At 75.7% G+C, this 25,957-nt stretch carries 24 protein-coding genes and 1 riboswitch; of the genes, 12 read left to right on the top strand and 12 right to left on the bottom strand.

All coding sequences use genetic code 11. From position 1 onward, the window contains the following. Positions 1-13: 13 nt before the first annotated feature. A riboswitch (SAM riboswitch) is annotated at positions 14-135 on the bottom strand. Between the two features lie 113 nt (positions 136-248). After that, positions 249-701 (bottom strand): Lrp/AsnC family transcriptional regulator, encoded by a 453-nt coding sequence (locus tag ACZ2G1_RS15225; RefSeq protein WP_017834841.1) that lies wholly within the window; start codon positions 699-701, stop codon positions 249-251. Between the two features lie 241 nt (positions 702-942). Here ACZ2G1_RS15225 and ACZ2G1_RS15220 point away from each other — a divergent pair, with 241 nt between their 5' ends. From ACZ2G1_RS15220 to ACZ2G1_RS15210, 3 genes are read left to right on the top strand one after another with little or no spacing between them, the layout of a single operon-like run. Then, positions 943-2,118, top strand: a complete 1,176-nt coding sequence (locus tag ACZ2G1_RS15220) for a thiamine pyrophosphate-dependent enzyme (RefSeq protein WP_470377108.1) — start codon at positions 943-945, stop codon at positions 2,116-2,118. Continuing rightward, complete coding sequence (locus ACZ2G1_RS15215; protein ID WP_017834839.1) at positions 2,115-3,164, top strand: alpha-ketoacid dehydrogenase subunit beta; 1,050 nt, start codon at positions 2,115-2,117, stop codon at positions 3,162-3,164. Before ACZ2G1_RS15220 ends, ACZ2G1_RS15215 begins: the two co-directional genes overlap by 4 nt. A gap of 2 nt (positions 3,165-3,166) precedes the next feature. Beyond that, a complete protein-coding gene (locus tag ACZ2G1_RS15210; RefSeq protein ID WP_470377107.1) occupies positions 3,167-4,696 on the top strand; it encodes a dihydrolipoamide acetyltransferase family protein in 1,530 nt (509 codons plus the stop codon). Between the two features lie 156 nt (positions 4,697-4,852). Here ACZ2G1_RS15210 and ACZ2G1_RS15205 read toward each other — a convergent pair whose 3' ends face one another. From ACZ2G1_RS15205 to ACZ2G1_RS15195, 3 genes are all read right to left on the bottom strand, one after another. After that, positions 4,853-6,106, bottom strand: a complete 1,254-nt coding sequence (locus ACZ2G1_RS15205; RefSeq protein ID WP_470377106.1) for an alpha-hydroxy acid oxidase — start codon at positions 6,104-6,106, stop codon at positions 4,853-4,855. A gap of 78 nt (positions 6,107-6,184) precedes the next feature. Then, entirely contained in the window at positions 6,185-6,346 is a 162-nt protein-coding gene (locus ACZ2G1_RS15200) for a hypothetical protein (RefSeq protein ID WP_158279178.1), read from the bottom strand. A 186-nt stretch (positions 6,347-6,532) separates the two neighbouring features. Continuing rightward, the gene (locus ACZ2G1_RS15195) at positions 6,533-7,726 is read right to left on the bottom strand and encodes a glycosyltransferase (RefSeq protein WP_290467957.1); all 1,194 of its coding nucleotides are present in this window, start codon (positions 7,724-7,726) and stop codon (positions 6,533-6,535) included. A gap of 161 nt (positions 7,727-7,887) precedes the next feature. On the opposite strand from ACZ2G1_RS15195, the gene ACZ2G1_RS15190 reads away from it, so the two are divergent. After that, the gene (locus ACZ2G1_RS15190; protein WP_017834834.1) at positions 7,888-8,754 is read left to right on the top strand and encodes a UbiA family prenyltransferase; all 867 of its coding nucleotides are present in this window, start codon (positions 7,888-7,890) and stop codon (positions 8,752-8,754) included. Continuing rightward, complete coding sequence (locus ACZ2G1_RS15185) at positions 8,751-10,184, top strand: phytoene desaturase family protein (protein ID WP_109243072.1); 1,434 nt, start codon at positions 8,751-8,753, stop codon at positions 10,182-10,184. The genes ACZ2G1_RS15190 and ACZ2G1_RS15185 overlap by 4 nt, the downstream gene beginning before the upstream one ends. A 44-nt stretch (positions 10,185-10,228) precedes the next feature. Here ACZ2G1_RS15185 and ACZ2G1_RS15180 read toward each other — a convergent pair whose 3' ends face one another. The 5 genes from ACZ2G1_RS15180 to ACZ2G1_RS15160 form a co-directional block, all read right to left on the bottom strand. After that, positions 10,229-11,410 carry a prenyltransferase gene (locus ACZ2G1_RS15180; RefSeq protein ID WP_017834832.1) on the bottom strand — a complete coding sequence of 394 codons (1,182 nt, stop codon included), beginning with the start codon at positions 11,408-11,410 and terminating at the stop codon, positions 10,229-10,231. Further along, positions 11,407-11,763: a lycopene cyclase domain-containing protein gene (locus ACZ2G1_RS15175; RefSeq protein ID WP_017834831.1), complete on the bottom strand. Its 357-nt coding sequence runs from the start codon at positions 11,761-11,763 to the stop codon at positions 11,407-11,409. Before ACZ2G1_RS15175 ends, ACZ2G1_RS15180 begins: the two co-directional genes overlap by 4 nt. After that, positions 11,760-14,246: a phytoene desaturase family protein gene (gene crtI, locus ACZ2G1_RS15170; protein WP_470377105.1), complete on the bottom strand. Its 2,487-nt coding sequence runs from the start codon at positions 14,244-14,246 to the stop codon at positions 11,760-11,762. The genes ACZ2G1_RS15175 and crtI overlap by 4 nt, the downstream gene beginning before the upstream one ends. After that, positions 14,243-15,265, bottom strand: coding sequence for a polyprenyl synthetase family protein (locus ACZ2G1_RS15165; protein WP_031283749.1), 1,023 nt, complete (start codon positions 15,263-15,265; stop codon positions 14,243-14,245). The genes crtI and ACZ2G1_RS15165 overlap by 4 nt, the downstream gene beginning before the upstream one ends. 143 nt (positions 15,266-15,408) lie before the next feature. Beyond that, positions 15,409-16,014 (bottom strand): MarR family winged helix-turn-helix transcriptional regulator, encoded by a 606-nt coding sequence (locus ACZ2G1_RS15160; protein WP_470377104.1) that lies wholly within the window; start codon positions 16,012-16,014, stop codon positions 15,409-15,411. Between the two features lie 38 nt (positions 16,015-16,052). On the opposite strand from ACZ2G1_RS15160, the gene ACZ2G1_RS15155 reads away from it, so the two are divergent. From ACZ2G1_RS15155 to ACZ2G1_RS15140, 4 genes are read left to right on the top strand one after another with little or no spacing between them, the layout of a single operon-like run. Further along, a complete protein-coding gene (locus ACZ2G1_RS15155; RefSeq protein WP_115163502.1) occupies positions 16,053-16,856 on the top strand; it encodes a glycosyltransferase family A protein in 804 nt (267 codons plus the stop codon). Beyond that, a complete protein-coding gene (locus ACZ2G1_RS15150) occupies positions 16,853-17,488 on the top strand; it encodes a DUF2238 domain-containing protein (protein ID WP_470377103.1) in 636 nt (211 codons plus the stop codon). Before ACZ2G1_RS15155 ends, ACZ2G1_RS15150 begins: the two co-directional genes overlap by 4 nt. Positions 17,489-17,491: 3 nt before the next feature. After that, positions 17,492-17,821 carry a tryptophan-rich sensory protein gene (locus tag ACZ2G1_RS15145; protein WP_470377102.1) on the top strand — a complete coding sequence of 110 codons (330 nt, stop codon included), beginning with the start codon at positions 17,492-17,494 and terminating at the stop codon, positions 17,819-17,821. Then, the gene (locus ACZ2G1_RS15140; protein WP_470377101.1) at positions 17,740-18,039 is read left to right on the top strand and encodes a TspO/MBR family protein; all 300 of its coding nucleotides are present in this window, start codon (positions 17,740-17,742) and stop codon (positions 18,037-18,039) included. Before ACZ2G1_RS15145 ends, ACZ2G1_RS15140 begins: the two co-directional genes overlap by 82 nt. A 26-nt stretch (positions 18,040-18,065) precedes the next feature. On the opposite strand, the gene ACZ2G1_RS15135 is transcribed toward ACZ2G1_RS15140, so the two are convergent. The 3 genes from ACZ2G1_RS15135 to ACZ2G1_RS15125 all read right to left on the bottom strand — a co-directional run bounded on the left by ACZ2G1_RS15135 (position 18,066) and on the right by ACZ2G1_RS15125 (position 22,707). After that, a complete protein-coding gene (locus ACZ2G1_RS15135; protein WP_470377100.1) occupies positions 18,066-20,192 on the bottom strand; it encodes a S8 family serine peptidase in 2,127 nt (708 codons plus the stop codon). A gap of 234 nt (positions 20,193-20,426) precedes the next feature. After that, positions 20,427-22,082, bottom strand: a complete 1,656-nt coding sequence (locus ACZ2G1_RS15130) for a S8 family serine peptidase (RefSeq protein ID WP_470377099.1) — start codon at positions 22,080-22,082, stop codon at positions 20,427-20,429. A gap of 202 nt (positions 22,083-22,284) precedes the next feature. Next, complete coding sequence (locus ACZ2G1_RS15125) at positions 22,285-22,707, bottom strand: DoxX family protein (protein WP_470377098.1); 423 nt, start codon at positions 22,705-22,707, stop codon at positions 22,285-22,287. Positions 22,708-22,833: 126 nt separating this feature from the next. Here ACZ2G1_RS15125 and ACZ2G1_RS15120 point away from each other — a divergent pair, with 126 nt between their 5' ends. The 3 genes from ACZ2G1_RS15120 (at position 22,834) to ACZ2G1_RS15110 (ending at position 25,950) form a co-directional block, all read left to right on the top strand. Next, positions 22,834-23,445 (top strand): malonic semialdehyde reductase, encoded by a 612-nt coding sequence (locus tag ACZ2G1_RS15120; RefSeq protein WP_207307521.1) that lies wholly within the window; start codon positions 22,834-22,836, stop codon positions 23,443-23,445. A gap of 93 nt (positions 23,446-23,538) precedes the next feature. Continuing rightward, a complete protein-coding gene (locus ACZ2G1_RS15115; protein WP_470377097.1) occupies positions 23,539-24,711 on the top strand; it encodes a type III polyketide synthase in 1,173 nt (390 codons plus the stop codon). Positions 24,712-24,720: 9 nt separating this feature from the next. Further along, positions 24,721-25,950: an NAD(P)/FAD-dependent oxidoreductase gene (locus ACZ2G1_RS15110; RefSeq protein WP_470377096.1), complete on the top strand. Its 1,230-nt coding sequence runs from the start codon at positions 24,721-24,723 to the stop codon at positions 25,948-25,950. The last annotated feature ends 7 nt before the right edge of the window (positions 25,951-25,957 follow it).

Raw genomic sequence — 25,957 nt, 5'->3', positions numbered from 1 at the left:
TACCCGCACCGGTCATCCGCGCGGGCCCGGTGGGCACGCCGCGGAAGATGCAGGCCGCTTCCTCATCCGAACCACCCAATGAGCATGGGGTTGGTGCGTGACCAAGTCGGAGCTTGGCGGTCACGTCTCGTGAAGCTGGAACAACACTATGCGCAGAGGTAGTGGGTGTCCCTCCGCGTCGGAAGATGACGACCGTGACGGTTCGTGACGCCGGCCGTGCGCGCCGGGCCCGGCGCGGGGCCGGCGCGTCAGGCCCGGGTGTCGATGTCCTCGAAGATCAGGAACGTCTGGGTGTCCACCACGCCGGGCAGCTGCTGGACGTGCTCGAAGATCACCTGCCGCAGGTGCACGGTGTCCACGGCCCGCACGAGGAGCATGACGTCGAAGTTCCCGCCCACCAGGGCGATGTGGTGCACGGCGGGGATCGCCTGGAGCTGGGCGCACAGCTCCCGCCAGGTGTTCTGCTGGAGCTTGAGCGTCACGTACGCGGAGGCCTGCAGGCCCGCCCGGACCGGGTCGATCACGGTGCTGAAGCGCAGGATCACCCCCTCGTCCCGGAGCCGGTTGATCCGGGCGTAGGCGTGGGCGCGGGAGACGTGCACGGCCGCGGCGATCGCCGTCACGGACTGCCTCGCGTCTCGGGACAGCTCCGCGAGGATCTTCCGGTCGGTCTCGTCCAGCGGCACGGGGGTCGAGGGCACGGCGGGCTCCTTCGGGGCGGGTCGGGCGCGGGGCCCGGAACGTGTCGGACGAATGCGTGTGCTCCACGCCACACTAGAACATGTCGTCCACGCGCGGTGCACTGTCCGTCTCAGACTTCTGCATTTTCCCCGCTCTGTGGATACGAACCATGCCCGGTTCCCATACTGGGGAGACAGAGCCGCACCACCTTCCTGCCCTCCCCGGACCGCGGCCGCACCGGGGACCGACCGAGGGGACACCATGAGCCAGACCGTCGAGACCCCCGAGGACCCGATCCTCCGGGCCTCCCAGAGCTTCGGCATCACACCGGAGCAGTACATGCTCCCGGCCCGCGGCGAGATCCGCATGGTCGACCCGAGCGGGCGGCTGCTCGCCCCCGAGGAGCAGGGCACCGGCCCCGGCCACGAGTACCCGCTGCCGGCCCCGGACGTCCTGCTGGGCGCCTACGAGAAGCTGGTGGTCGGGCGGCGGGTCAACGACCAGAACTCCGCGCTGGTCCGCCAGGGCCGGATGGCCGTCTACCCGTCCAGCCACGGCCAGGAGGCCTGCCAGGTGGCGGCCGCCCTGTGCCTCGAGGAGGGCGACTGGCTGTTCCCCACCTACCGGGACACCGTGGCGGTCATGACCAAGGGCGTGGACCCGATGCAGGTCATGGCGATCTTCCGCGGCGAGTGGCACAGCGGCTACGACCCGCACGAGCACCACGTGGGCATCCAGTCGACCCCGCTCACCACCCAGCTGCTGCACGCGGTGGGCGTGGCCCACGCCGCCAAGCTGCGCGGCGAGGACACCGTGGTCCTGGCGATGTGCGGGGACGGCGCCACCAGCGAGGGCGACTTCCACGAGGCCCTGAACTTCGCGGCCGTGTTCAAGCTGCCGGTCGTGTTCTTCGTGCAGAACAACGGCTACGCGATCTCCGTGCCCCTGTCCCAGCAGTCCGCGGCCCCGAGCCTCGCCCACAAGGCGGTCGGCTACGGCATGGCCGGCGAGCGCGTGGACGGCAACGACCTCGTGGCGCTGCTCGCCACCCTGCGGCGCGCCGTGGACCTGGCCCGCTCCGAGTCCGAGCCCCTCCTCGTGGAGGCGCACACCTACCGCATGCAGGCGCACACCAACGCCGACGACGCCACCCGCTACCGGGACGACGCCGAGGTGCAGGAGTGGATCGCCAAGGACCCGGTGACCCGGATGCGCGCCTACCTCGGCGCCGAGGACGTGCTCGACGACGCGGCGGAGCAGCGCATCGCCGCCGCCGCCGAGGACGTCGCCACGGCCCTGCGCGACGGCATGAACGCCGACGTGGAGATCGACCCGCTCGAGCTGTTCCGCCACGTCTACACCGAGCAGACCCCGCAGCTCGCCGAGCAGGAGCAGTTCCTGGCCGCCGAGCTCGCCCGAGAGGAGACCGGACAGTGAGCACCCTGCACGCCCCCGCCCCGGCCGGCGAGGCCCCGGCGGTCAAGCCCGCCACCTTCGCCCAGGCGCTCAACACCGCCCTGGCCGACGCGCTGGCCGCCGACCCCGCCGTCGTCGTCTTCGGCGAGGACGTCGGCACCCTCGGCGGCGTCTTCCGCATCACCGACGGGCTGACGAAGCGCTTCGGCCGCACCCGGTGCTTCGACACCCCGCTGGCCGAGTCCGGGATCGCCGGCATGGCCGTGGGCATGGCGATGAACCGGATGCGCCCCGTCATCGAGATGCAGTTCGACGCCTTCGCCTACCCGGCCTTCGAGCAGGTCGCCTCGCACATCGCGAAGATGCACAACCGCACCCGCGGCGCCGTGCGCCTGCCGATCGTCATCCGGATCCCCTACGCCGGCGGCATCGGCGGCGTGGAGCACCACTGCGACTCCTCCGAGGCCTACTACGCCCACACCCCGGGCCTGAAGGTGTTCACCCCCGCCACGGTCGAGGACGCCTACCTCATGCTGCGCGAGGCGATCGACTCGGACGACCCCGTCGTGTTCTTCGAGCCCAAGAAGCTCTACTGGTCCAAGGCCCCCGTGGACCTGGCCGAACTGAGGGACCGCTACGAGAACGGGGCGCCCGAGCGCCGGGAGGGCCGCGCCGTCGTCGCCCGCGCCGGCGAGGACGCCACGCTGCTGGCCTACGGGCCGTCCGTGCCGACCGCCGTGGCGGCCGCCGCGGCCGCCGCCGCCGAGGGTCGCTCGCTCGAGGTCGTGGACCTGCGCAGCATCGTCCCGTTCGACGACGAGACGGTCGCCGCGTCGGTGCGGAAGACCGGGCGCGTGGTGGTCGTGGCCGAGGCGCCGGGCTTCGCGTCCGTGGCCGCCGAGATCGTGGCCCGCGTCCAGGAGCGCTGCTTCCACTCCCTGGCCGCGCCCGTGCGCCGCGTGACCGGGTTCGACATCCCGTACCCGGCGCCCAAGCTCGAGGAGCACTACCTGCCGAGCGTCGACCGCATCCTCGACGCCGTGGACGACCTGCAGTGGGAGGACTGACCATGACCGTGAAGACGTTCACCCTGCCGGATCTCGGCGAGGGACTGACCGAGGCCGAGCTCGTGAGCTGGCTCGTCCAGGTGGGCGACACCGTCGCCGTGGACCAGCCGATCGCCGAGGTGGAGACCGCCAAGTCCGCCGTGGAGGTGCCCTGCCCCTTCGCCGGGACCGTGCACCAGCTGCACGGCGCCTCGGGGCAGACCCTCGACGTCGGCGCGCCGCTGATCTCCGTCGACACCGCGGACCGGGCCGGGACGCCCGCCCCGCAGGGCGGCGGCCCGAAGGGCGGGCAGTCCTACCGGGAGGAGGAGCGCGCCGGGGCGGACCCCGCGGCGGCCGCCGAGGCCTCCGCGGTCGCCGCGGCCTCCGACGACGACGCCGGGTCGGGCAGCGTGCTCATCGGCTACGGCACGCCCGCCGGCGGCACGGCCGGACGCCGGCGCCGGCCGAAGCGGTCCGGTGCCACCGGCCCGGCCGCCTCCGCCGCCCGGCCGGTCCCCGAGCCCGCCCGCGCGCGGGCCGCGGAGCAGGCCGCGGGTGCCGCCCACGACGCGATGGCCTCGGCCCCGCGCCTGGCGCCCACGGTCGTCTCGCCGATCGTGCGCAAGCTCGCCAAGGACCGTGGGGTCGACATCTCCACCGTGCGCGGCTCGGGCCCCGGCGGGCTCATCCTGCGCCGGGACGTGGTGACCGCGGCGGCCGCCCCCGCCGCCACCGCCGCGCCGGCCGCACGGGAGAGCACGGCCCCGTCGTCGTCGGCCCCGGCGCCGTCCACCACCGTGCCCCCCACCGCGGCGCCGTCCGCCGTGGACGCCCGCACGGGGCTCGGGGTCGCGGAGCGGGTGCCGGTCTCCGGGATCCGCAAGGTCATCGGGCAGGCCATGACCCGTTCCCGCGCCGAGATCCCCGAGGCCACCGTCTGGGTGGACGTGGACGCCACGAGGCTCGTGGAGCTGCGCGCCGAGCTCAAGGCCCAGGACCCCGCGACCGCGCCGGGGCTCATGGCCCTGATCGCGCGGTTCGTGCTCGCCGGCCTGGCCCGCCACCCCGAGCTCGCCACCCGGATCGAGACCCTCGAGGACGGCAGCCAGGAGATCGTGCGCTTCGACGGCGTGAACCTCGGCTTCGCGGCGCAGACCGACCGCGGGCTCGTGGTGCCGAACATCCGCGGCGCGCACACCCTGAGCGCCCGCGGGCTCGACGCCGAGCTCCGGCGGCTCACCGAGCTCGCCCTCTCCGGCAAAGCCGGGCCCGCCGAGCTGTCCGGCTCCACGTTCACCCTCAACAACTACGGGGTGTTCGGCACGGACGGGGCCGCGGCGATCATCAACCACCCGGAGGTCGCGATCCTCGGAATCGGCCGGATCATCGACCGCCCGTGGGTGGTCGACGGGCAGCTGGCCGTCCGCAAGGTCACCCAGCTCTCCCTCGCGTTCGACCACCGGGTGTGCGACGGCGGGGCCGCCGGCGGCTTCCTGCGCATGGTGGCCGACGCGGTGGAGAACCCGGTGTCGGTGCTCGCGGACCTGTAGCGGCCCGCGGGCCTGCCGCCCGCGAGAGGTCGCGTTCGGCGCACCCCCATCGCGAGGGGTCGCGTTCGGCTGGTATCGCGGTCACTTGTCGACAGAACGCGACCCCTCGGCAGCGGCGGAGGCGGAACGCGGCCCCTCGGTGCCGGGGCCGGTGGCTCAGCGCCGGTCGGCCGGGGCGTCCCGGCGGGAGCGGTCGGGGTGGTGGCGGGCGCCGAGCAGGTGCGGACCCAGGTCGGCGACCGTCTCGGCGCCCATCAGCTGCATGCTGATCCGCACCTCCTCGGCCAGCAGCTCGATCGCCCGCTCCACGCCCTGCTGCCCGCCGGCCATCAGCCCGTAGAGGTAGGCCCGGCCGATGAGGACGAAGTCCGCTCCGGCGCACAGGGCGGTGATCACGTCGGCGCCGCTCATCACCCCGGAGTCGAGGATCAGCTCGACGCCCTCCCCCACCTCGTCCCGCACCTCGGGCAGCGCGTGCAGCGAGGCGGGGGCGCGGTCCAGCTGGCGGCCGCCGTGGTTGGAGACCACCAGCCCGTCGGCCCCCGCGGCCAGGGACTGCCGGGCGTCGTCCCGGGTCAGCACGCCCTTCACGAAGAGCTTCCCCGGCCACACGGAGCGGATCCACTCGAGGTCCGCGTAGGACAAGGTCGGGTCGAACATCGAGTTCGTGATGGTGGGCAGGTCGGCGCTCGTGCTCGAGAGGGACGCGAACTTCAGGGAGTCCGTGGTGAGGAAGTTGAACCACCACTCGGGCCGGTAGGAGGCGTCGGCCACCGTCCGCAGCGTGATCCTGGGCGGGATGACCATGCCGTTGCGCACGTCCCGCAGCCGCTGGCCCGCCACCGGGGTGTCCACGGTGACGAGCAGGGTGCCGTAGCCGTGGGCCGCGGCGCGCTCCAGCAGGTCCCGGGACCGGGCCCGGTCCTTCCACAGGTACAGCTGGAACCAGCGGGTGGCGTCCGGTCCGGCCGCGGCGACCTCCTCCAGCGAGCGGGTGCCCATGGTGGACAGCGTGAAGGGGATGCCGGCCTGCTCCGCCGCACGGACTCCCCCGATCTCGCCCTCGGCGTGCATGAAGCGGGTGAAGCCGGTCGGGGCGATCCCGAACGGCAGCGCGGACCGCGCCCCGGCGATCGGCGTGGACAGGTCGGGAGCGGCGATGCCGTGCAGGATCCGGGGCAGCAGCTCGACCGCGTCGAACGCCTCCCGCGAGCGCCGGCGGGTCAGTTCGCGCTGGGCGGCGCCGTCCGCGTAGTCGAAGGCCGGGCGCGGGGTGCGGCGGCGGGCGATCCGGCGCAGGTCCCAGAGGTCCGCGGCCCGGGCGAGCCGGGCCGCGCGGCGGTCGAGGGCGGGGGTCTCGAACTGCAGGAGCGGGCGCAGCTCGGACCACTGGGGCAGACGCCGTTCCACGGCGGACCTCCTGACGGTCGGGGTGTTCCCGACCACACTACGTCGGAGGCCCCGACGACGCCGGGGGCGGTGCGCCGTTCAGTCGGTCTCGGGGCCCGCGCAGTACGGGCAGTCCTGCTCGACGTCGGCCCAGCTGTGCCGCCCGCCCCGGAGGAGCGGTGCCGCCGGTCCGCGGCCGGCGGCGCCGTCCGGGCGCGAGGAGGTCCGGGGGGAACGGGGCGGGAGCAGGTCGACGGTCATGGTGCAGTCCTCCGGGAGGGTGGTGGCGGGCGGGGCGTCGCCCGGTCCCTCCAGTATCGGGGGCGTCATCCGTGCGGAACAGCGATGTTTTCCCATGCTGATCCGTCAGCCCCGCTGATGATTTCTGCCGGGGTCGCCAGCCCGGTCACGAGATCCCGGGGACGTGCCCCGGGAGGCGGCCCGCGCTCAGAGGCCGGTGAGGACGTCGAGGGCGGTGTCCAGGCCCTGCTCCGCCCGGACCGCGCGCCCCACGCGCTGCGCCCGCTCCCGGCGGGCGAGGGCGTCGCCCACGGCGGGGACCAGGGCCTCCGCCGTCAGCGACCGGCGCGGGATGGGGGCCGCGGCGATGCCGAGCCGGTGCAGCTGCCGGCCCCAGAAGGGCTGGTCGACGAGGAAGGGCACCACCACGGACGGGACGCCCGCACGGGCCACCGCGTGCACCGTCCCGGCTCCGCCGTGGTGGACCGCCACCGCGGCGTCCGGGAGCAGGGCGCCCAGCGGGGCGGCCGGCACCACCAGCACGTCCTCGCCGCGGCGGTCCGGCGGCAGGGACAGACCGCCCCAGCCCGTGACCAGGAGGGTCCGCAGCCCGTGGGCGCGCGCGCTGTCCACGACCGTCCTCCCCCGCGCGGACGGGTCCCCGGCCGCCATGGACCCGAAGGTCGCCACCAGGCACGGCCCGCCCCGGACGAACTCGGCCACCGCCGGGTCCGGGGCGGGGGCGGCCGCGCCGGGGTGCCAGGCACCGGTCAGGTGCACCCGGGCCGGCCAGTCGGCGGGCCGGAGCAGCAGCTGCGGGCTGATCCCCATCAGCGTGGCGCGGGAGGGTGCGGGGTGCCGGGGCGCCCGGCCGCCGGGCAGCTGCCGGCACGCGTGCTCGACGTCCCGGCGGAACAGCCGGGCGCCGCCGCGGGGCACCGCGTAGGTCGCCCGGTTGAACCGCCCGAGGTCCTTCGAGACCGTGGGCCCGCCCGGTGCGGAGAACTCCCGGGTGGGCGTCGCCACGGGCACGAACTCGGCGAGCGCGCGGGGGACGCCGAGGGCGTCGGCCACGGCCGGCGCGCTGAGGATCAGCGGGTGGTGCAGGACCAGGTCCGGGTCGAACGCCAGGGTCTCGCGCACCGCCGCGGAGAACATCCGCCGCATCCCGGGGCGGACCTCCGCGCGGACGTGGTGCACCGCCGCCCGCGGCGAGGCCCCGGGGGCGTCCATCAGCCGGTGGAAGTCCACGTCCAGGCCGACGGTGTCGATCCCGGCCAGGTCCACCCCGGAGTTCTCCGGCACCCCCAGCCGGACCCGGTGGCCCTGTGCGGCGGCGTGCCGGGCCAGGGCCGCGAAGGGCTCCACGTCGCCGCGGGTTCCGGAGGTCAGCAGCATCATGCGCACCCCCACAGTCTGCCCCGCGGCGGGACGGCGCACGAACGGACCGGCGGAGCACCCCGGGACCGCCGGGGCCCGCCGCCGCACCGGCCCCGGAACCGACGTAGTGTGGGGTGCACCCGGACCCCCGGGTCACCTGACGTCCGAGGAGGTCCGCCGCCGTGCCCCAGGCCGGATTCGCCCCCGCGCTCCAGCGGATCGTGCACATCTCGCGACCGGTGCTCTGGATCAACGCCCTGGGCACCGGCGTGGTGGGCATGTGGCTGGCGGGCTCGCTCTGGCAGTGGGAGGCGCTGCCGCTGCTGCTGTGGCTCACCCTCCCCTTCAACCTGCTGATCTACGGCGTCAACGACGTCTTCGACCAGGACACCGACGCCCTCAACCCCCGCAAGGGCTCGCTCGAGGGAGCCCTCATCCGGTCCGAGGAGGTGCGCACGATCCTGACCGCGGTGCTCGTCACCAATGTGCCGTTCGTCGTCTGGTTCGCCGTGACCCTGCCCCCGGCCGCGCTGGGCTGGATCGCGCTGTACGTCCTGGTCTTCGTGTTCTACTCGGCCCCTCCCCTGCGCTTCAAGGCCCGGGCATACCTCGACTCCCTGAGCAACGCCGCCTACGCGCTGCCGCTGGTCTTCGTCGCCCACGCGCTCGGGGCGGCCCCCGTGTGGCCCGCGGCCCTCGGCCTGATGGCCTGGAGCGTGGCCAAGCACGCGTTCGACGCCGTCCAGGACATCGAGGAGGACCGCGCGGTGGCCATCACCACGACGGCGGTCCGGCTGGGCGCGCGCGGGACGGCCCTGTGGAGCGGCGGCTGGTGGGCCGTGTCCACGCTGGGCTTCGCGCTGGTCAGCCTCCCGGTGGCCGCGGTCAACGCGCTCATCGCCGGGTGGCTCGTGGTCTCCCTCCTGCGGGACCCGAGGCCGGGGACCGGGCACCGGTTGTACCGGTACTCGATCGCGTTCCCCTACGTCGCCGGCGCCGTGGCCGGCGTGCAGCTGACGGTGGCGCTGTTCTTCGGGCTGTACCCGTGAGCCGCGTCGTCGTCGTCGGCGGGGGGATCGGGGGGCTGACCTCGGCCGTGCTGCTCGGCCACGCCGGTCACCGCGTCACCCTCCTCGAGGCCGCCGACCACCTCGGCGGCAAGAGCCGCCGGCTCGAGGCCGAGGGGCAGCGCCTGGACACCGGACCGTCCCTCTTCACCTTCCCGGGGGTGTGGGAGGAGCTCCTCCGCCGCCTGGACCGGCTGCGGGACGCCGGCACCGCGGGAGCCGGAGCGCCGAGGGCCGAGGAGACCGCCGGGCTGGAGCTGGAGCGCCTGCCCGCGGTCGGCACGTACTACTACCGCGGCACCCGGTGCGAGCTGCCCGTCCCGCCCGGGCACCCCTGGCACGCGGCCTGGACCCGATTCGAGGCCGAGCACGGCGTGCTCGGCCCGGACATCACCCGGCTGCTGACCACCGACGTGCTGGACCGGGCGGCCTATCCCGCGCTGGGCCGGCTCGGGACGCTGTACGGGCGCCGGCTCACGACCCGCGACTACCTCGACAGCCTCACCTGGATGCCGGAGGGCCTGCGCGAGGTCATCGCCATCCACACTCTCAACGCCGGTGTCGGCCCGGCACGGACCCCGGCCCTGTACGCGAGCATGCCCGCCGTCATGGCGCGCGACGGCGTCTGGATCCCCCGGGGCGGGGTCTACGAGCTCGTCGAGGCGCTCCGGCGCCTCGCCGTGGACGCCGGGGTCGAGCTCCGCACCGGGGAGCCGGTGACCTCCGTCGCCCGCCGGCGCGTCCTGACCGCCCGGGGCGCGTACCCGGCCGACGCCGTCGTCAGCGGGCTCGACGCCCACCGGCTGGACGGGCTGCTCGCCGGGCGCGCGCCCCGGGCCCCGCGCCGGCTCAGCTGCTCGGCGATCGCGGTCTACGCCGTGCTCGACCACGAGCTGCCCGAGGGGACGCCCCGGCACGGGGTGATCATGCCCGACCGGCCCGCCGACCTCTACGCCGACCTGGAGGCCGGGACCGAGCCCGAGCAGACCATGGCCTTCGCCAACCACTACCCGGCGCACGCGGGCCACCCCAACAGCGCGGCCACGCTCGCCCTGCTGCTGACCGCGCCGGCCAACGGGAAGTCCTACACCCTCGAGGACCCGTTCGTCGCGCGCGAGCTCGAGCGCACGGCGCGGGTGCTCGGGCTGCCCGGGCCGATCACGGACCGCTTCCGGAGCGCGGAGATCCTGGACCCCGCGTACTTCGCCGCGCACGGCTCGGCAGGAGGGGCGCTCTACGGCGCCGTGCGTCCCGCGTGGCGCAGCGGCCCGTTCCACGCCCCGGCCCACACGAGTCCGCTGCGGCCGTGGCTGTGGCGGGTGGGCGCATCCGTGCACCCGGGCGGCGGGCTGCCCGCGGTGCTGGGCGGCGCCATGATCTCGACCGACAAGCTGCTGAAGCGCCTCGGGTAGGGCCGGAGCCCCCGGCAGGTCCCCGCCCCGGGCCGGGCGGCCGATCAGCGGGCGAGCTCCCACGCCCAGAGCAGCAGCAGCGTCGCGAGGAACCCGGTGAGGTAGTTCAGCCACAGGAACCGCCGCCAGCCCCGGTTGGCGCGCTCGCAGCCGGCGTCCGTGATGGTCAGGAACGGCACGAGGTTGGCGAGATAGGGCAGCACCAGGAGGGACCCGACCGGCCCGGGCCAGGGGGCGAGCAGCAGGAGCACCCCGGCGGCGAGGTAGAGGGCCGCGGCGGCCCACACCGTGGGGCGGGCGCCCAGGACGGTGGCGATCGAGCGCAGCCCGCCCTCCCGGTCCGCCTGGACGTCCTGCACGGCCCCGAACGCCTGCGAGGCCATCGACCACAGGAAGAACCCGGCGCACAGGGCCACGAGTCCCCCCGACCAGGCCGCGCCGGCGAGCACGAGGCCGTAGACCGCCGGGGACACGAAGTGGGTGGCGGAGGTCGCCGAGTCCAGGAACGGGACCTCCTTGAAGCGCAGCCCCTTCAGGCTGTAGGCCGCCACCGCGAACAGGCTGATCCCGAGCACCCCCGCCGCGGCGGCCCCGCCCGCCAGGAACAGGTACGCCAGGAACGGCAGCGCCGTCAGCACCGAGCCCACGAGGACCGACCGGTGCTCGGAGCGGTCCACGAGCGCGCCCTCGACACCGCCCTTGCGGGGGTTGCGGAGGTCGGACTCGTAGTCGAAGACGTCGTTGATCCCGTACATCAGGAGGTTGTACGGGAAGAGGAAGAACAGCGTCCCCACCACCAGGGGCAGGTCCACCCGGCCCGTGGTCAGGACATAGGCCGCCGCGAAGGGGTAGGCGGTGTTGACCCAGGAGACCGGCCGGGAGGTGGCCACCAGGGTGCGCACGGTGGCGGTGAGCCGGCCGCGCTCGGCCAGCCCCCACCACAGCGAGGGCAGCAGCAGCAGCGCGGCGAGCGGGTACGCGAAGTCCTCGACCGGCACGAGGCCGATCCGCAGCTCCGTGATGTGCCCGGCCCCGTAGTCGAAGAACCCGGCGGCGATCATGAGGTTGTCGAACACGACCGTCAGCAGCGCGAGCACGGCGAAGGAGATCCCGAGCACGGCCAGGGCCCGGCGCCGCGGCGGCGCCGGGGAGGGCCGGCGGACCAGCAGGGTGGCCGGGGTCAGGGCGAGCGCGAGGAAGACGGGGATCACGAGGGCGTAGGTCACGGGGCGTCCGCTCCTCCGCGGGCCGGACCGGCCGCCGCGGAGCGGCGCGCCAGCGCCTTCTCCGTGAGCCGGACGAGGTTCATCGTCAGGTAGCAGAGGAACACGAGGAACACGACCTCCTCGACGGGGATCTGCGGGGCGACCATCCAGCCGGTCGCCCACGCGCTGCGGCTGTGCAGGAAGATCCCGAGGCTGATCCCGGCGACGTCCCAGGCGAGGAAGAACACCAGGCCAGCGAGCAGCACGAGGGCCGCCCGGCGGGGGTCCTGGGCGAAGAACAGCCGCTCCCGCACGTCGAGGAGCACCATCCCGGCCAGGCTGAGGAGCAGGAAGCCGAGGTACACGAAGCTCATCCGCGCGGCACCAGGGGTTCTGCCAGCGGTCCGGTGGAGGTGTCCCCGCGCAGGTCCTTGAGCAGGATCTCCGCGCTGATCAGGCACATCGGCAGGCCGATGCCGGGGATCGTCGAGGCCCCGCAGTAGTGCAGGCCGGCGACCTTCCGGCTGCGGTTGGCGCCCCGGAAGAACGCGGACTGCTTGAGCACGTGGGCGGGACCGAGCACGTTGCCGCGCCAGGAGTTGAAGTCCCGCCGGAAGTCCTCGGGGCCCACGGTGTGGCGCACCACCACGCGCTCCCGCAGGTCCGGCACACCGGCCCACGCCGCGACCTGGTCGATCACCCGGTCCGCGACGGCCTCGACCCGCGGGGAGCCGGTGCCGTCCGGTCCGCCCGCGCCCAGCGCGGGGTCGGCGGGGACCGGGATCAGCACGAAGAGGTTCTCGTGCCCGTCCGGGGCCACGCCGGGGTCGGTCGCCGAGGGCTTGCAGACGTAGACGGACGCGGGGTCCGGGACGCTCGTGGGCTCCTCGAAGATCGCCCGGAAGTTCGTGTCCCAGTCCTCGCTGAAGAACAGGCTGTGGTGCGGGAGCTCGGGCAGCTCCCCGCGGACCCCGAGCATCACGAGCACCGCGCCGGGGCCGGTCTGGCGCCGGTCCCAGTACCGCTGCGGGTAGCTCTGCAGCTCGCGCGGGAGCAGCGCGGTCTCGGTGTGGTGCAGGTCCGCGGCCGAGACGACGACGTCCGCCGCCAGCTCGTGCTCCGCCCCGTCCGCGTCCCGCCACACGACGCCGGTGGCCCGGACGGGGCCCTCGGCGGCCGGGGAGGTGCTGATCCGCACCACGTCCGCGCCCGTCCGGATCCGTGCCCCGTGGGCGACGGCGAGCCGCTCGACGGCCTCGACGACCCGGCGGAACCCGCCCTGCGGGTACTGGACGGAGTCCGTGAGGTCCATGTGGCTCATGAGGTGGTAGAGCGACGGCGTCATGCGGGGCGCGCTGGCCAGGAAGACGGCCGGGTAGCCGAGCACCTGCCGCAGCCGCGTGTCCTTCACGGTGCCGGCGGCGAAGTCGTGCAGCGAGCCGGTGAGGTGCCGGGCGAGCTCGGGCAGGCCCCGCACGACCGGCCGGGTGAGCAGCGGCGTGAACGAGGCGTAGGAGGTGTAGAGGAAGTGGTCGACGGCCAGCTGGTAGGTCCGCTTCGCGGAGGCCAGGTACGCCCGGATCCGCTCGCCCGCCCCGGGCTCCACGGACTCGAACAGCGCCACGGTGTCCTCGAGGTCCGAGCGGATGTCGATGGGCTGCTCGTAGCGCTCGCCCCAGACCCGGTAGGCGGGGTCCAGGCGGAGCAGCTCGAGCTCCTGGGCGGCGCTGGAGCCCATGAGCCGGAAGAAGTGGTCGAAGACCTCCGGCATGAGGTACCAGGAGGGCCCGGTGTCGAAGCGGAAGCCGTCCCGCTCGAGCCGCCCGGCGCGCCCGCCCGTCGTGCTCCCGCGCTCCAGGACGGTCACGTCCCACCCGTCCTTCGCGAGCAGGCCCGCGGCGGCGAGCCCGGCGATCCCGGCCCCCACCACCACGGCGTGCCGCCCCCGGGGCCCGGTGGGGCGGCGGCGGGTGCGCGCCCTGACCACGGCGGCCGCGGCGAGCGCGGCCTTGCGGGGGTTCGGCACGCGGATGCGGGAGCTCAGCAGCTCCCGGGCAGGGGTGGCGCGGATCCGCACGGACAGCTCCCGGAACAGGTCGTGGGCGGCGAGGACGGCGGGGCGGGAGGACCCCGGCAGGTCGTCGATGACCGCGCGGGCGGCCGCGAGGTCGGCGTCGATGTCGTCGAGGAGGCGGTTCTTCTCGGTCTCGGAGAACTCCCCCGGCTCCACGCCGGGGAAGTACACGCGGCCGAGCTCCCCGTAGTCCTCGGCCAGGTCGCGCAGGAAGTTGACCTTCTGGAACGCCGCGCCCAGGCGGCGGGCCCCCGCCACGAGCTGCGCGCGGCGCCGCTCGGGCACGGTGCGGCCGGCCAGGAAGACCTGCAGGCACATCAGCCCCACGACCTCGGCCGAGCCGTACACGTACTCGTCGAGGGAGTCGGCGCTGTGCCGGTCCTCGCTGAGGTCGGCGCGCATGGACGCGAAGAACGGGCGCACGAGGTCGGGGCCGATCCCCGCGTGGCGCGCGGTGCGGGCGAAGGCGTGCACCACGAGGTTGCTGCTGAAGCCGCGCTCGATCGCCCCGTACGTCTCGTCCTCGAGGCCGTCCAGCAGCTCCCGCGAGCCCCGGGGCGGGACGCCGGCGCCGGCGCTGGCGCCGTCGACGATCTCGTCGGCGATCCGCACCAGGGCGTAGACGGCGTAGACGTGCGGGCGGATCTCCGGGCCCAGCAGCCGGCAGGCGAGGCCGAAGGACGTGGAGTAGCGGCGGATGACGGTCGCGGCGGCCTGCTGGGCGGTGGCGTCGTACCGGGCGGCGGCCTCGGCCGGTGACCCGGTGTGCTGGGCGGCGGTCACCGGATGCGCTCCGTGGCCCCGGCCACGATGCGGCGCAGGTCCTCCTCGAGGGCGGGGGGCAGCCCCGCGGCGTCGAGCAGGGCGCGGGCCTCGGCCGCGCACCCGGCGACCATGTCCTCGACCTCCTGCCGCGCCCCGCACTGCTCGAGCAGGTCGCGGGCGCGCAGGGCGTGCTCGCTGCTGATCTCGTGGCGGCCCAGGATCGCGTCGAGCTCCTCACCGGCGGGCGTGCGCTGGGCGGCGGCCACGAGCATGGTCCGCTTGCCCTCCCGCAGGTCGCTGACCGCGGACTTGCCCGTGGCCTCCGGGTCGCCGAAGACGCCGAGCAGGTCGTCCACGAGCTGGTAGGCGGTGCCCACGGTCCGGCCGAGGCGCCCGAGCACCTCCACGTCCCGGTCGGGGGCCCCGCCGAGCACTCCCCCGGCCTGCAGGGGGGTCTCGAAGGAGTAGACCGCGGTCTTCAGGCACGTGGCCGCGAGGATCTGCTCGCGGCCGGGACGGGCCCCGGGCAGGGTGTGGTCGACGTCGAGCAGCTCGCCCGCGGCCGAGGAGAACAGGGCGGCGTCGAGCAGGTCGAGGACCCGGGGCAGCCGCTCGGGCGAGAGCCCGGAGCGGGCCACGAGCCGGTACGCGCCGGCCAGGGCGAGGTCCCCGGCGATGACGCCCACGCTCGCGCCGTACTGGCGCGCCTGGTCCGGCCCCGAGCCGGACGCGAACGCCCGGGAGGCCGCGGCGGCGTTGATGGTGGGCTGGTGCCGGCGCAGCTCGTCCTGGTCGATGACGTCGTCGTGCACGATGAGGGCGGTGTGCAGCAGCTCGAACGCCGCCCCGACGGACTCGACCACGGGGTCCGGCTCGGGCGCGGGATAGGCGCCGGCCGTGAGCCGCACGAGGTGCGGACGGATCTGCTTGCCGCCGGAGCTGAGCCGGGCGACCTCGCCCCACAGCCGGGCGAAGCCGGGGTCCACGGCCTCGGCGCGGCCGGTGGCCTCGGCGAGGAACTCCTCCAGGACGGGCACCCGGGCAGGCTCCCGCCCCCCGCCGTGCCCGGACCGCGTCCCGGTGCCCGGACGAGCGCTCGAGAAGGCCGATTCGCGCGAGAAGACCGTCACCATTCCCCCATTCCACCACAGTCCTTCGAAAATCGAATCAATTGTCCGTGTCACGCCGGGCGCGGAGCCCTCCCGGGGCCCTCCGGAGCCGCCGCGGGCGGGGTCCCCCCGGTGGCCGCCCCGACCTCGGGCGCGCCCTCCCCTGCCCGGTGACCGGCCCGGCGGACCGCCTCGGTGAGCTGGGGCAGGCGCCGCCGCAGGACGTCGATCTCCTCGTCGGTGCAGTCGTCGAGCACCGCCAGGACCTCCTCGCCCATGGCCGCGAACATCCGACGGCCGGAGCGGTAGGCGTGCTCGGTGGCCTGCAGGCTGACCTCCCGGCGGTCACGGGGGTCGACCGCGCGCACCAGGTGTCCCGCGGAGACCAGGCGCTTGATCACCGTGGTGGTCGCCGAGCCGCTGAGCACGAGCCGGCGGGCGATGTCCCCGGCGCGGATCGGGCGGCCGGCGCGGTTGGCCTGCATGACCTCGTTGAGGGCGTGGACGTCCTTGTGCGCCAGCCCGAAGCGGCGGCGGACCTGGTCCGCGTACCGCTCGGCCTCGGTGCTGAACTGCTGCAGCAGGAAGAGCACGTCGAAGCCGCGCCGCCCCCGGTGCGCGCCGCCGCCCGGCGCCGCGGCGCCGGACGTGCTCATCGTGCCCTCGTCGGACTGCATGTGCCGATTCTAGGGCGCGGGCGCGAGAGAATGGGGCCATGACGGAGAGCAGAGACCCGACCGGACCCGGCCACCCACCCGCGGGGGCGTCCGGCGCCCCCACGGTGTCCGTGGTCGTGCCGGCCCGTGACGACGCCGTGCACCTGGCGCGCTGCCTGGGGCTGCTCGCCGCGCAGACCCGGCCGCCGGACGAGATCGTGGTGGTGGACAACGCCTCGAGCGACGGCACCGCGGACGTGGCCCGCGCCGCCGGGGCCCGCGTGGTGTTCGAACCCGCGCCGGGCATCCCGCCCGCCGCGGCCGCCGGCTACGACGCCGCCCGGGGGGACGTGGTGGTGCGCTGCGACGCGGACACCGTCCCCGGCCCGGAGTGGATCGCCGGGCTGCTCGCGGCCCTTGCGTCCCGCCCCGACGTGGTCGCCGTGGCCGGCCCGGGCCGCTTCCACGGCCTGCCGCCCGGCCTCGACCGGCTGCTCTCCGCCCTCTACATCGGCCTGTACGTGCTCAGCACGGCCGCCGCGCTGGCCCACCCTCCCCTGTTCGGCACCAACATGGCGATGCGCCGCTCCTGGTGGCTCGAGGTCCGGGACGGCGTCCACCGGCACGACCCGGAGCTGCACGACGACTTCGACCTCAGCTTCCGGCTGGACCCGGCGCACCGGATCCTCTTCCGGCCCGGCCTGTCCGTGGGCATGTCCCCGCGGGCGCTGCGGGGCGGGCGCCCCGCCGTCCGCCGGCTGGCGCGCGCCTTCCGGACGATCCGGCTCAACTGGGCCGACGAGCGCCCGTGGGAGCGGTGGCAGGCGCGCCTGGGGCACCGGCTGCCGGGGGGCCGCGCATGAGCCGGCTCGCCCTGGCGGTGCGGTGGCTCGGCCCGCTCTCCGTGCTGCTCACCGCCCTGTTCTTCGACGCCGTGGGCGCCTCCGTGATGATGCTCGTGTGCCTGGCCATCACCATCACGTGGCGGGCCCGGCTGCCCGCGGCCCTGGAGATCACCACGGACCTGACGCTGCTGGTCGCGGCCTGGAGCTCCGTGTTCCTGCTCTACGAGAGGTACGACCACTGGGACCTGGTCGTCCACTTCGCGGCCACCGCGGTGCTGGCCGAGCTGACGTTCCGCGCCCTCGAGCGGTGGTCCCGGCTCTCGTCGCCGGGCCCGGTCTCCCACGTGGTCCTGGTCAGCTCCCTGGGCGCGGCACTGGCCCTCGTGTGGGAGTACCTCGAGTTCGCCGGCTACTACCTCGTGGACCCCCAGGTGAACGTGGGCTACCTGGACACCATGGGCGACATGGCCGCCGGCCACGCCGGGGCGGTGGTCGCCGGGATCCTGGGCACCTGGGCCCGGCAGCGGGCGGACGCCTCCGGCGGCACCCGTCCGGACGGCGCCGGCCCACCGGACCGCACCGGCCCCCGGGACGCCGTCGGGAGGCGGCACGCCGCCGAGGACCCGGACACCACCGAGACGAAGGACTGACCCATGTTCTGGACGAACCTGCTCAAGACCAGCGCGCAGACGGGGGCGGCCGCCGCGGCCGGCACCGCGGCCTCCGCCGGGGTGGACAGCCCCTGGTACCGGGACCTGCGGAAGCCGGGGCTGCAGCCGCCGGCCGCCGTGTTCCCGGTCGTGTGGACCGTGCTCTACGCGGATCTCGCGGTGACCTCCGCGGCCGTGCTCACCGAGCTGCAGCGGCAGACCGCCCGGGCGCGCGCCGGCGCGGCCCGCGGGTGCGGACGATCCGGCGCCCGGGGTGCGTCCCGTCCGAGGCGGCACGGTGCGAGCGCGGCTACCGCCGGGCGCTCGCGCTGAACCTCGCCCTCAACGCAGGGTGGAGCTGGGTCTTCTTCACGAAGCACGACACCGGCCTGGCCACGGTCACGGCCGCGGCGCTGACCGTCAGCACCGCCGATCTCGCGCGCCGGGCGGCGCAGGCACGGCCCCTGCACGGCGCCGCCCTGCTCCCCTACGCCGGCTGGTGCGGCTTCGCCACGGTCCTGAGCGCCCGCATCCACCAGCTCAACTCCTGAAGCGGGTCCGGGCGGCCCGGGCCCGCTCAGCGGGCGGAGACCGTGATCGCGCCGTGGCGGTAGCCGATCGATCCGCCCTGGAAGCGCTGGACGACCGTGTCCCCGGAGCGCTGCTCCGGGGACACCGGGTAGCCCAGGCGGCCGTGCTCGCCCCGGAGGTCGGCGTGGGCCCGGCCGATCGCCCCGCGCACGGGCTGCGCGCCGGTCGCGGGCGACCACAGGATCCTGCCCCGCTCGAAGGACTGGTGCGCCCCGCCGGCCGGGCCGCGGTGCTCACCGCCCAGCGGGTGCCCCAGCAGACCCGTCTCCGCGCCGAGGGCCGCCCAGCGCGCGCCGACGGCGCCGTGCACGGGGGCCGCACCGGTCCCGGCGCTCCAGACGACCGTGCCCCGCTGGAAGTGCTGGTGGACGCCGCCGGCGCCGTTGTCGCGCTCCCCGGTCCGGGGATAGCCCAGGAGGCCGTTCACGCCGCCGGCGCGGTTCCAGGCGCCGCGCACACCGCCGTGCACCCACCGGGCGCCCGAGTCCGCGCTCCAGTAGACGGCTCCGCGCTCGAACTCCTGGTAGCAGCCGTCCTGGGCGAGGCCGCACCGTTCGTGCGAGCGCGGCGCCCCGGTGGAGGCGCCGATCCGGGCGTGGAGGGCGCCGATGGCGCCCTGGGTGCGGTAGCCCTCCTGGAGCGTGGCCCGGGCGACGGCGGCCCTGGGGTGCACGAGCCCTGCGCCGCAGCCGCCCGGGCAGGACCCGGGCAGGGGCCGGGCCGTGGCGGCCAGGACCTCCTTGACCTGGGCCGGGGAGAGGGACGGGTCCGTCTCGCGGACCAGCGCCACGACCCCCGCGACCGTGGGGCTGGCCATCGAGGTGCCGTACTTGTAGGAGTAGGTGCCGCCGCCGGGCCGGGCGCTCCCGGTGTCGGCGGTGGACAGGATCTGCCGGGAGGGGTCCCCGCCCGGGGCGGCCAGCGTGACCCGGCCCCAGTTGGAGTACCCGGCGCGGGCGCCCTGGGCGGTGCTGGCGGCCACGGTGATCACCCCCCGGCAGTTGGCCGGGGACTCCATCCTGGCGTCGCGGTCGTGGTTGCCCGCCGCCACGACCACGCTCGCCCCGCGGGACAGGGCCCGGTCGATCCCGTCCTGCAGGGCGGCCGGGCACGTGCTGGAGAGGAAGCCCAGGCTGAGGTTCACCACGGTCGCCGGGTGGGGGTTCGCCGGGACGGCGTCGACGTCCTCGCCGGCGGCCCAGGCGATCGCCACGGCGATGTCGGACACGTACCCGTCCCCGCAGGCCCCGAGGGCGCGCACCGGCAGGAGCGTCGCGCCGTGGGCGACACCGGCCACACCGGTGCCGTTGTTGCCCCGCGCCGCCGCGATGCCCGCCGTGTGCGTGCCGTGCCAGGAGGAGGAGCGGGCGGCGGAGCCGGATCCGCACTCGCCGGGACCGGCGTGGTCCCCCTCGTCCCGCGGGTCCGGGTCCCAGCCGTCCCCGTCGCGGGAGTGGCCCGGCTGCACGCCCCCGGCGTGCAGGGAGACGAAGTCGTGGCCCGGTGCCACGTTGGCGTCCAGGTCGGGGTGGGACGTGATCCCGGTGTCCACGACCGCGATGGTCTGGCCCCTGCCGGTCGCCCGGTCCCAGGCGCTGGGCAGGTCGAGGCCTGCCGCGGCGGGCTGGAGGTTCCACTGCGACGTCGCGTAGTACGGGTCGTCGGGCACCGCGGCGATGCTCGCGAGATGGTCCGGCTCGGCGTACTCGACGGCCGGGTCCTCCTCGAGGGCGCCGGTCAGGGTCTCGAGCTGTTCCGCGTCGAGGAGCCCGTCCGCCGCCACGACCCGGGCCGAGTCCACGGTCCGGCTGATCTCGTCCAGCAGGGGCGCCGCCGCCGGCTCGCCCGCCGCCGCGCCCCCGGGCGCGATCCGTTCCGCGGCCTCCGCGTAGACGCGCTCGCGGGCCAGCGGGGCGGGTTCCGCGCCGTCCTTGAACTTCACGATCACCCGGTCGGTCGCGCCGGGGCTCCCGGCCCCCTCCGCAGCGGGCGCGGGCGCCGGTGCGGCGGGCATGGTGGTCCCGACCGGGGGCCGGGCCGTGGCGGGGGCCGCGGCGCCGGCCAGGATCAGGACCAGGGCGGCCGTCAGGGCGCGGCCGTGGAAGGACGTCATGGACTCTCCAGCCGGTGGGGGTGCAGCGCGCAGCGGGGGAGCTGCGGCGCGCCGACCACGGGAAGGGGAGCCGGCGCCGCTGCGCTCAGCGTACGGAGCGTCTGCTCGTGTTACCGAATGGGAAGATCCATGCTTTTCGCTGGACTTTGAGGTCGTTCCGGAGGAACGGCCCGGGGACGACGACGGCGCCGCCCACCCCGAGCGGGTGGACGGCGCCGGCGGGCGGGGCGAGGGTCAGCCGGCGGCGGGGATCGCCCACCACTGGGCCGGGAGGACCTGCTGCCAGCGGGCCCCGAGGCCGGCGTTCCAGACGATCCAGCCGTTGGCGAACTCCTGGAAGCAGGGCGTGCCGCCCAGGGCGCACAGCTCCCGGGAGCGGGCCTCGCCGGTGGTCGCGCCGATCTTCCGGTGCAGCGCCCCGATGCCGCCCGCGGTGCTGAAGGGCTCGCCGCCCTGCACCGCGACCAGCGCGGAGACCGGGTCGACGATGCCGGCGCCGCAGCCGGGCGCGCACCCGCCGGGGGCCTGCCGGGCCGTCGAGGTCAGGGCGTCCTGGAGACCCGCCACGCCCAGCCCCGGGGCGAGCTCCCGGAGCAGCGCCACGGTGCCGGCGACCGCCGGGGCCGCCATGGACGTGCCGTTGCGCTCCGTGTACGTGGGCGCGCCGAGGCCCTGCGTCCCGGCGTTGCCGGTCGAGAGGATCTGCGCGTAGGGGTCCCCGCCCGGGGCCGCGACCGTGACCGAGCCGAAGTTGGAGTAGGGGGCCAGGGCGCCCGAGACGTCCGTCGCAGCGACCGAGATCACGCCGGCGCAGTTGGCCGGCGCGGACTGCGCGGCGTCCACGGCCTGGTTGCCCGCGGCCACGACCACGGGGATCCCGCGGTTCACGGCCTCGCTGATCGCGGACTGCAGCACCGCCGGGCACTCCCCCGGCACGCCGAGGCTGAGGTTGATGACCGTCGCGGGGTTCGGGTTGGCGGCGGCGCCCGCCACCGGGGCGCCGGCGGCCCACAGGACGCCGGCGGCGACGTCGGTGATGTATCCCTGGCTGCAGGCGCCCACGGCGCGCACGGGCAGGATCCTCGCGTCCGGGGCCACCCCCGCGACGCCCAGCCCGTTGTTCGCGTCGGCCGCGGCGATGCCGGCCGTGTGGGTGCCGTGCCAGGTGGAGCTCGGGGGCATGGGGCTGTTGGGGCACAGCACGGCGTCGGGGTAGTCGCCCATGTCCGTCGGGTCCGCGTCCCACCCGTCGCCGTCCCGGCCGTTCTGGGCCGTGGAGACGAAGTCGTAGCCGGGCAGGACGTTGGCGTCCAGGTCGGGGTGGGCGGTGATGCCGGTGTCCACGACGGCGATGGTCTGCCCGGCGCCGGTGGCCCGGTCCCACGCGAGGGGCATGCCCAGTCCGGCCGGGTCGTCCCACAGGCTCCACTGCAGCGCGGCGTAGGACGGGTCGTTCGGCACGGCGGTGGTGGTCGCCAGGAGGTCCGGCTCCGCGTACTCCACGGCGGGGTCCTGCTCCAGGGCGGTGGTCAGCGCCTCGAGCTCGGCGCCGGCCAGCATCCCGTCGGTCCGCACCACCTGGGCGCCGTCCGCGGTGGCCGTGGTCTCCACGAGCCCGGCGCCCCCGGACCGGCCGGCGGCCTGCGCGTACACGACGTCGCGGGAGTCCTCGGGGGCGGCGCCGTCCCGGAACTTCACGACGACGCGGTCGGTCGCCGCCGCCGTTGCCGAGTCGGCACCGGGAGCGGTTCCGGTGGCCGCCGGGACCGGCTGGACGGCCTGGCCCGCGGTCGCGGCGGCCCCGGTCGCCGCCGCGGCGGAGCCCAGCGGGACGAGGGCGAGGGCGGCCGCGAGCGCGAGGGAAGCGGTGGTGCTGCGGGTGGTGGTCAAGGATTCCTCCGGCCGTCGGGACGGGAGGCGGCATGGTGCGCAGAGCCCACCCCCCGATGGACTGGAGCGAGAGCGATCCCCCTGCGGAAACGGAGCCCCCACTCCTGTGCTCTGCCCAGCGTAGGGACGGTGTGCGTGTGTGACCGAATGCGAACCCCGTGGACCGGGGTCGGGGGGACGCCCCGGACCGGGCGGCGGGCTCTCAGCCCGCCCGGGCGATGCGCAGGGCTCCGGCGATCAGGGGGACCTGCAGGGGGAGCCGCACGAGCGTCACGGCCCGCCGGACCGGGGAGCCGCGGCGGGCCCGCCAGGCCATGGTGACGTTGCCCGGCCACACGCCCACGAACAGGGCAGCCGCGGCCCAGCCGCCGGCGCGGCGGGTGCCGGGACGGAGCAGCAGCGCCCCGACGCCGATCTCCGCAGCCCCGGAGCCCAGCGTCCAGGCGCGGGGCGGGCCCGGCAGGGACCGCGGGATCAGCCCGTCGAAGAGCGCGGGCCGGACGAGGTGGAGCACGCCCGTCCCGCACAGGGCCGCGCCCAGGCGGAGGCCACGTGCCGCCTCGGCGCCGGAGCCGGCCGCGCGGCGGTCCGGTCCGGACAGGAGCTGCGGGAGACGGAGGGGCATGGGGCCAGGGTACCCAGCGGGAGGCGCCGCGACGTGACGGACGGCACACGACGCCCCCGGCATAGACCCGCCCCCCTCTTTGTTGACGTGTACATCAAGACGACCGTGCCTCCGAAAGGACACCCCGTGGCCCCCGAGACCCTGCAGGACCAGCTCACCCTCGACGCCCTCGCCGCCGACCTCCTCTTCCGCGAGGCCCGCACGGCCTCGGAGTTCCTCGACGAGCCCGTGGCCGACGAGCAGCTCCGGGCGGCCTTCGAGCTCGCCAGGATGGGCCCCACGGCCATGAACATCCAGCCTCTGCGCGTGACGTGGATCCGCTCCGCGGAGGCCCGGGAGCGTCTGCTCCCCCACATGGCCGAGGGCAACCGGGCGAAGACCGCCGCCGCGCCCGCCGTCGCGGTGCTCAGCTACGACGTGGACTGGCACGAGCACCTGCCCGTCGTCTTCCCGCCCGCCGCCGGCAATCAGGAGATGTTCGCGGGCAACGAGGAGCTGCGCGCGCAGATGGGCCGGGACAACGCCCACCTGCAGGCCGGGTACTTCGTGCTCGCCGTGCGCGCCGTCGGCCTCGCCGCGGGCCCCATGGGCGGTTTCGACGCCCCCGGGGTGGACGCCGAGTTCCACGCGGGGACGAGCCTGCGCGCGCTGATGGTCGTGAACATCGGCGCCCCCGCCGCCCCGCGCCACGACCGGCTGCCGCGCCTGGACTTCGATGCCGCGACCCGCACTGTCTGAGGCGGCCCCGGGCGGACCCGCCGGCCGCGGGTCCGCCCGGCCCCCGCGCGCCCTCCGTGGCACCTGTCGGCCCGAGGACGGATACTGGACGGGATGACGCCCGCACTCCTGTCCCTCGGCACGGCCCTCCCGCCGCACGTGCTCGAGCAGACCGATGCCCAGGACCTCTACCAGGCCCAGCCCGGCACCGACCGGCTCAACGCCCGGCTGCTGCGCACTGTGTTCGGCGCCTCCGGGGTCCAGCGCCGGCACACGGTGCTCTCCGAGCTGGTCGAGGAGGGCGCCCGCGCCGGCTCCCCGTACATCACCGAGGACGGCCGGTTCCTGACCCCCCTCACCGGCGTCCGGAACCGGACCTACGTGGAGCAGGCCCCCGCGCTCTTCGCCGAGGCCGCGCGGGACGCCCTCGCCCGCTGCCCCGGGCTCGACCCCGCGACCGTCACCGACGTGGTGACCGTCTCCTGCACCGGCTTCTTCGCCCCGGGCCCCGACTACCAGCTGGTCCGGGACCTCGGCCTCGACCCGGCCGTCCGCCGTGCGCACATCGGCTTCATGGGCTGCCACGGCGGCCTGATCGGGCTGCGCCAGGCCGCGGCCATCGCCACGGCGGACCCGGACGCCGTGGTCCTGCTCGTGGCCGTGGAGCTGTGCACGCTGCACCTGCGCCCAGCCCGGGACCCGGATGTCATCCGGGGGGCCGCGCTCTTCGCCGACGGCGCCGCGGCGGCCGTGGTCAGCGCGCGGACGCCCGAGGGCGTCACCCCGCTGCTCGAGCTCGACCGGTTCCGCACCCTCGTGATCCCGGACGGCGAGGACGCCATGGCCTGGACCATCGGCGACGCCGGGTTCGAGATGATCCTCGGCGCCGCGGTGCCCCAGGTCCTCGAGGACAACATCCACACCGCCCTCGCCGCGCTGCTGGACGGGCCGGAGGGGTCCGTCGACCGGGACCGCATCACCGACTGGGCCCTCCACCCCGGCGGCCGCGGCATCCTCGACAAGCTCGAGGACACCCTGGGGCTGCCGCCCGAGGCGCTGCGGGAGTCCCGCGACGTGCTCGCCACGCGCGGCAACATGAGCAGCGTGACCGTCCTGCACGTCCTGCGCCAGGTGATCGACGCGGCCCCGGCGGACGAGACCCGCACCGTCTGCGCCCTGGCGTTCGGGCCGGGCCTGACCGTAGAGTCGGCGCTGTTCACGATCCCCGCCCGGGCCGCGGCACCGGCCGCGGAGCTCGATCCCGCCGCGGCCGTCCCGATCCGCTAGGAGGTTCCCGTGGACCACGACGTCGTCGTCGTCGTCGGCGCCGGGCTCGCCGGCCTGCAGTGCGCCCACCTGCTCGAACGGCACGGACTGGACGTGGTGGTGCTGGAGGCCTCCGACGGCGTCGGGGGCCGGATCCGCACCGACACGGTCGACGGCTTCCGCTGCGATCGCGGGTTCCAGGTCCTCAACCCCGCCTACACCGAGCTGCGGCGCAGCGTGGACGTCGCGGCCCTGGGGATCCAGAAGTTCGACGCCGCCGCCGGGGTCCGCCGCGGCGACGGCATCGACGTCCTCGCCGACCCCCGCCGCGTCCCCTCCCGGCTGCCGGGGACGCTGCGCAGCCCGCTCGTGGAGCTGCGCCGGCTGCCCGCCCTGGCGGCCTGGCTCGCCCCGGGCCTGGACCCCCGCGCGCGGCGCCGGGAGCGGCGGGACCTGCCCTGGCACGAGTCCCTCGACGCCGCAGGAGTGCGGGGACCGCTGCGGGACCTGGTGCTCGAGCCGTTCCTGGCCGGCGTGATCCTCGAGGACGAGGGCCGCACCTCGGCCGCCTTCGTGCGCGAGCTCGTCGGCTGGTTCCTGCTCGGCACCCCCGGTCTGCCCTCCGGGGGCATGGGCGCGCTCCCGGCCTGGATCCACGACGGGCTCCGGTCCCCGGCCGTCCTCGGTGCCCGCGTGGACGCGGTGGAGCGCACCGGGAACGGGTGGACCGTGGGCGCCGGGGACGCCGCCTGGCGGGCGTCCTCCGTGGTCGTGGCCACCGAGGGCCCGGCCGCCGCCCGGCTCCTGGACCTGCCGGACACCCCCATGAAGGGCGAGGCGACCTGGTGGTTCGCGGCGGACGCCGCGCCCTCCGACCTCGGGTGCCTGGTCCTGCCGGGCGAGTCGACCGGCCCGCTCGTCGACACGGCCGTGGTCAGCAACGCCGCCCCCAGCTACGCCCCGGACGGCCGGGCGCTGATCCAGGCGACCGCCCTCCTGCCGCGGGGCGCCGAGCTCCCCGCCGAGGCCGACGTCCGCCGGCAGCTGGGCACGATCTGGTCCGCCGACGCCGCCGCCTGGGACCTGCTGACCGTGCACGAGGTGCGCCGGGCGCTGCCGGAGCAGCCGCCCGGGCTCGTGGCCGACCGGCCCGCCGCCCTCGGCGACGGCCTGTACGTGTGCGGCGACCACCGCACCGACGGCTCGACCCAGGGCGCCCTGCGCTCCGGGCGCCGCGCGGCCGAGGCCCTGTTGGCCTGAGCCCGCT

Source organism: Kocuria sp. KKT182 (assembly GCF_055635395.1).
Note: the sequence above shows the minus strand (reverse complement) of the source record. Positions and strands in the feature narration are given on the sequence as shown.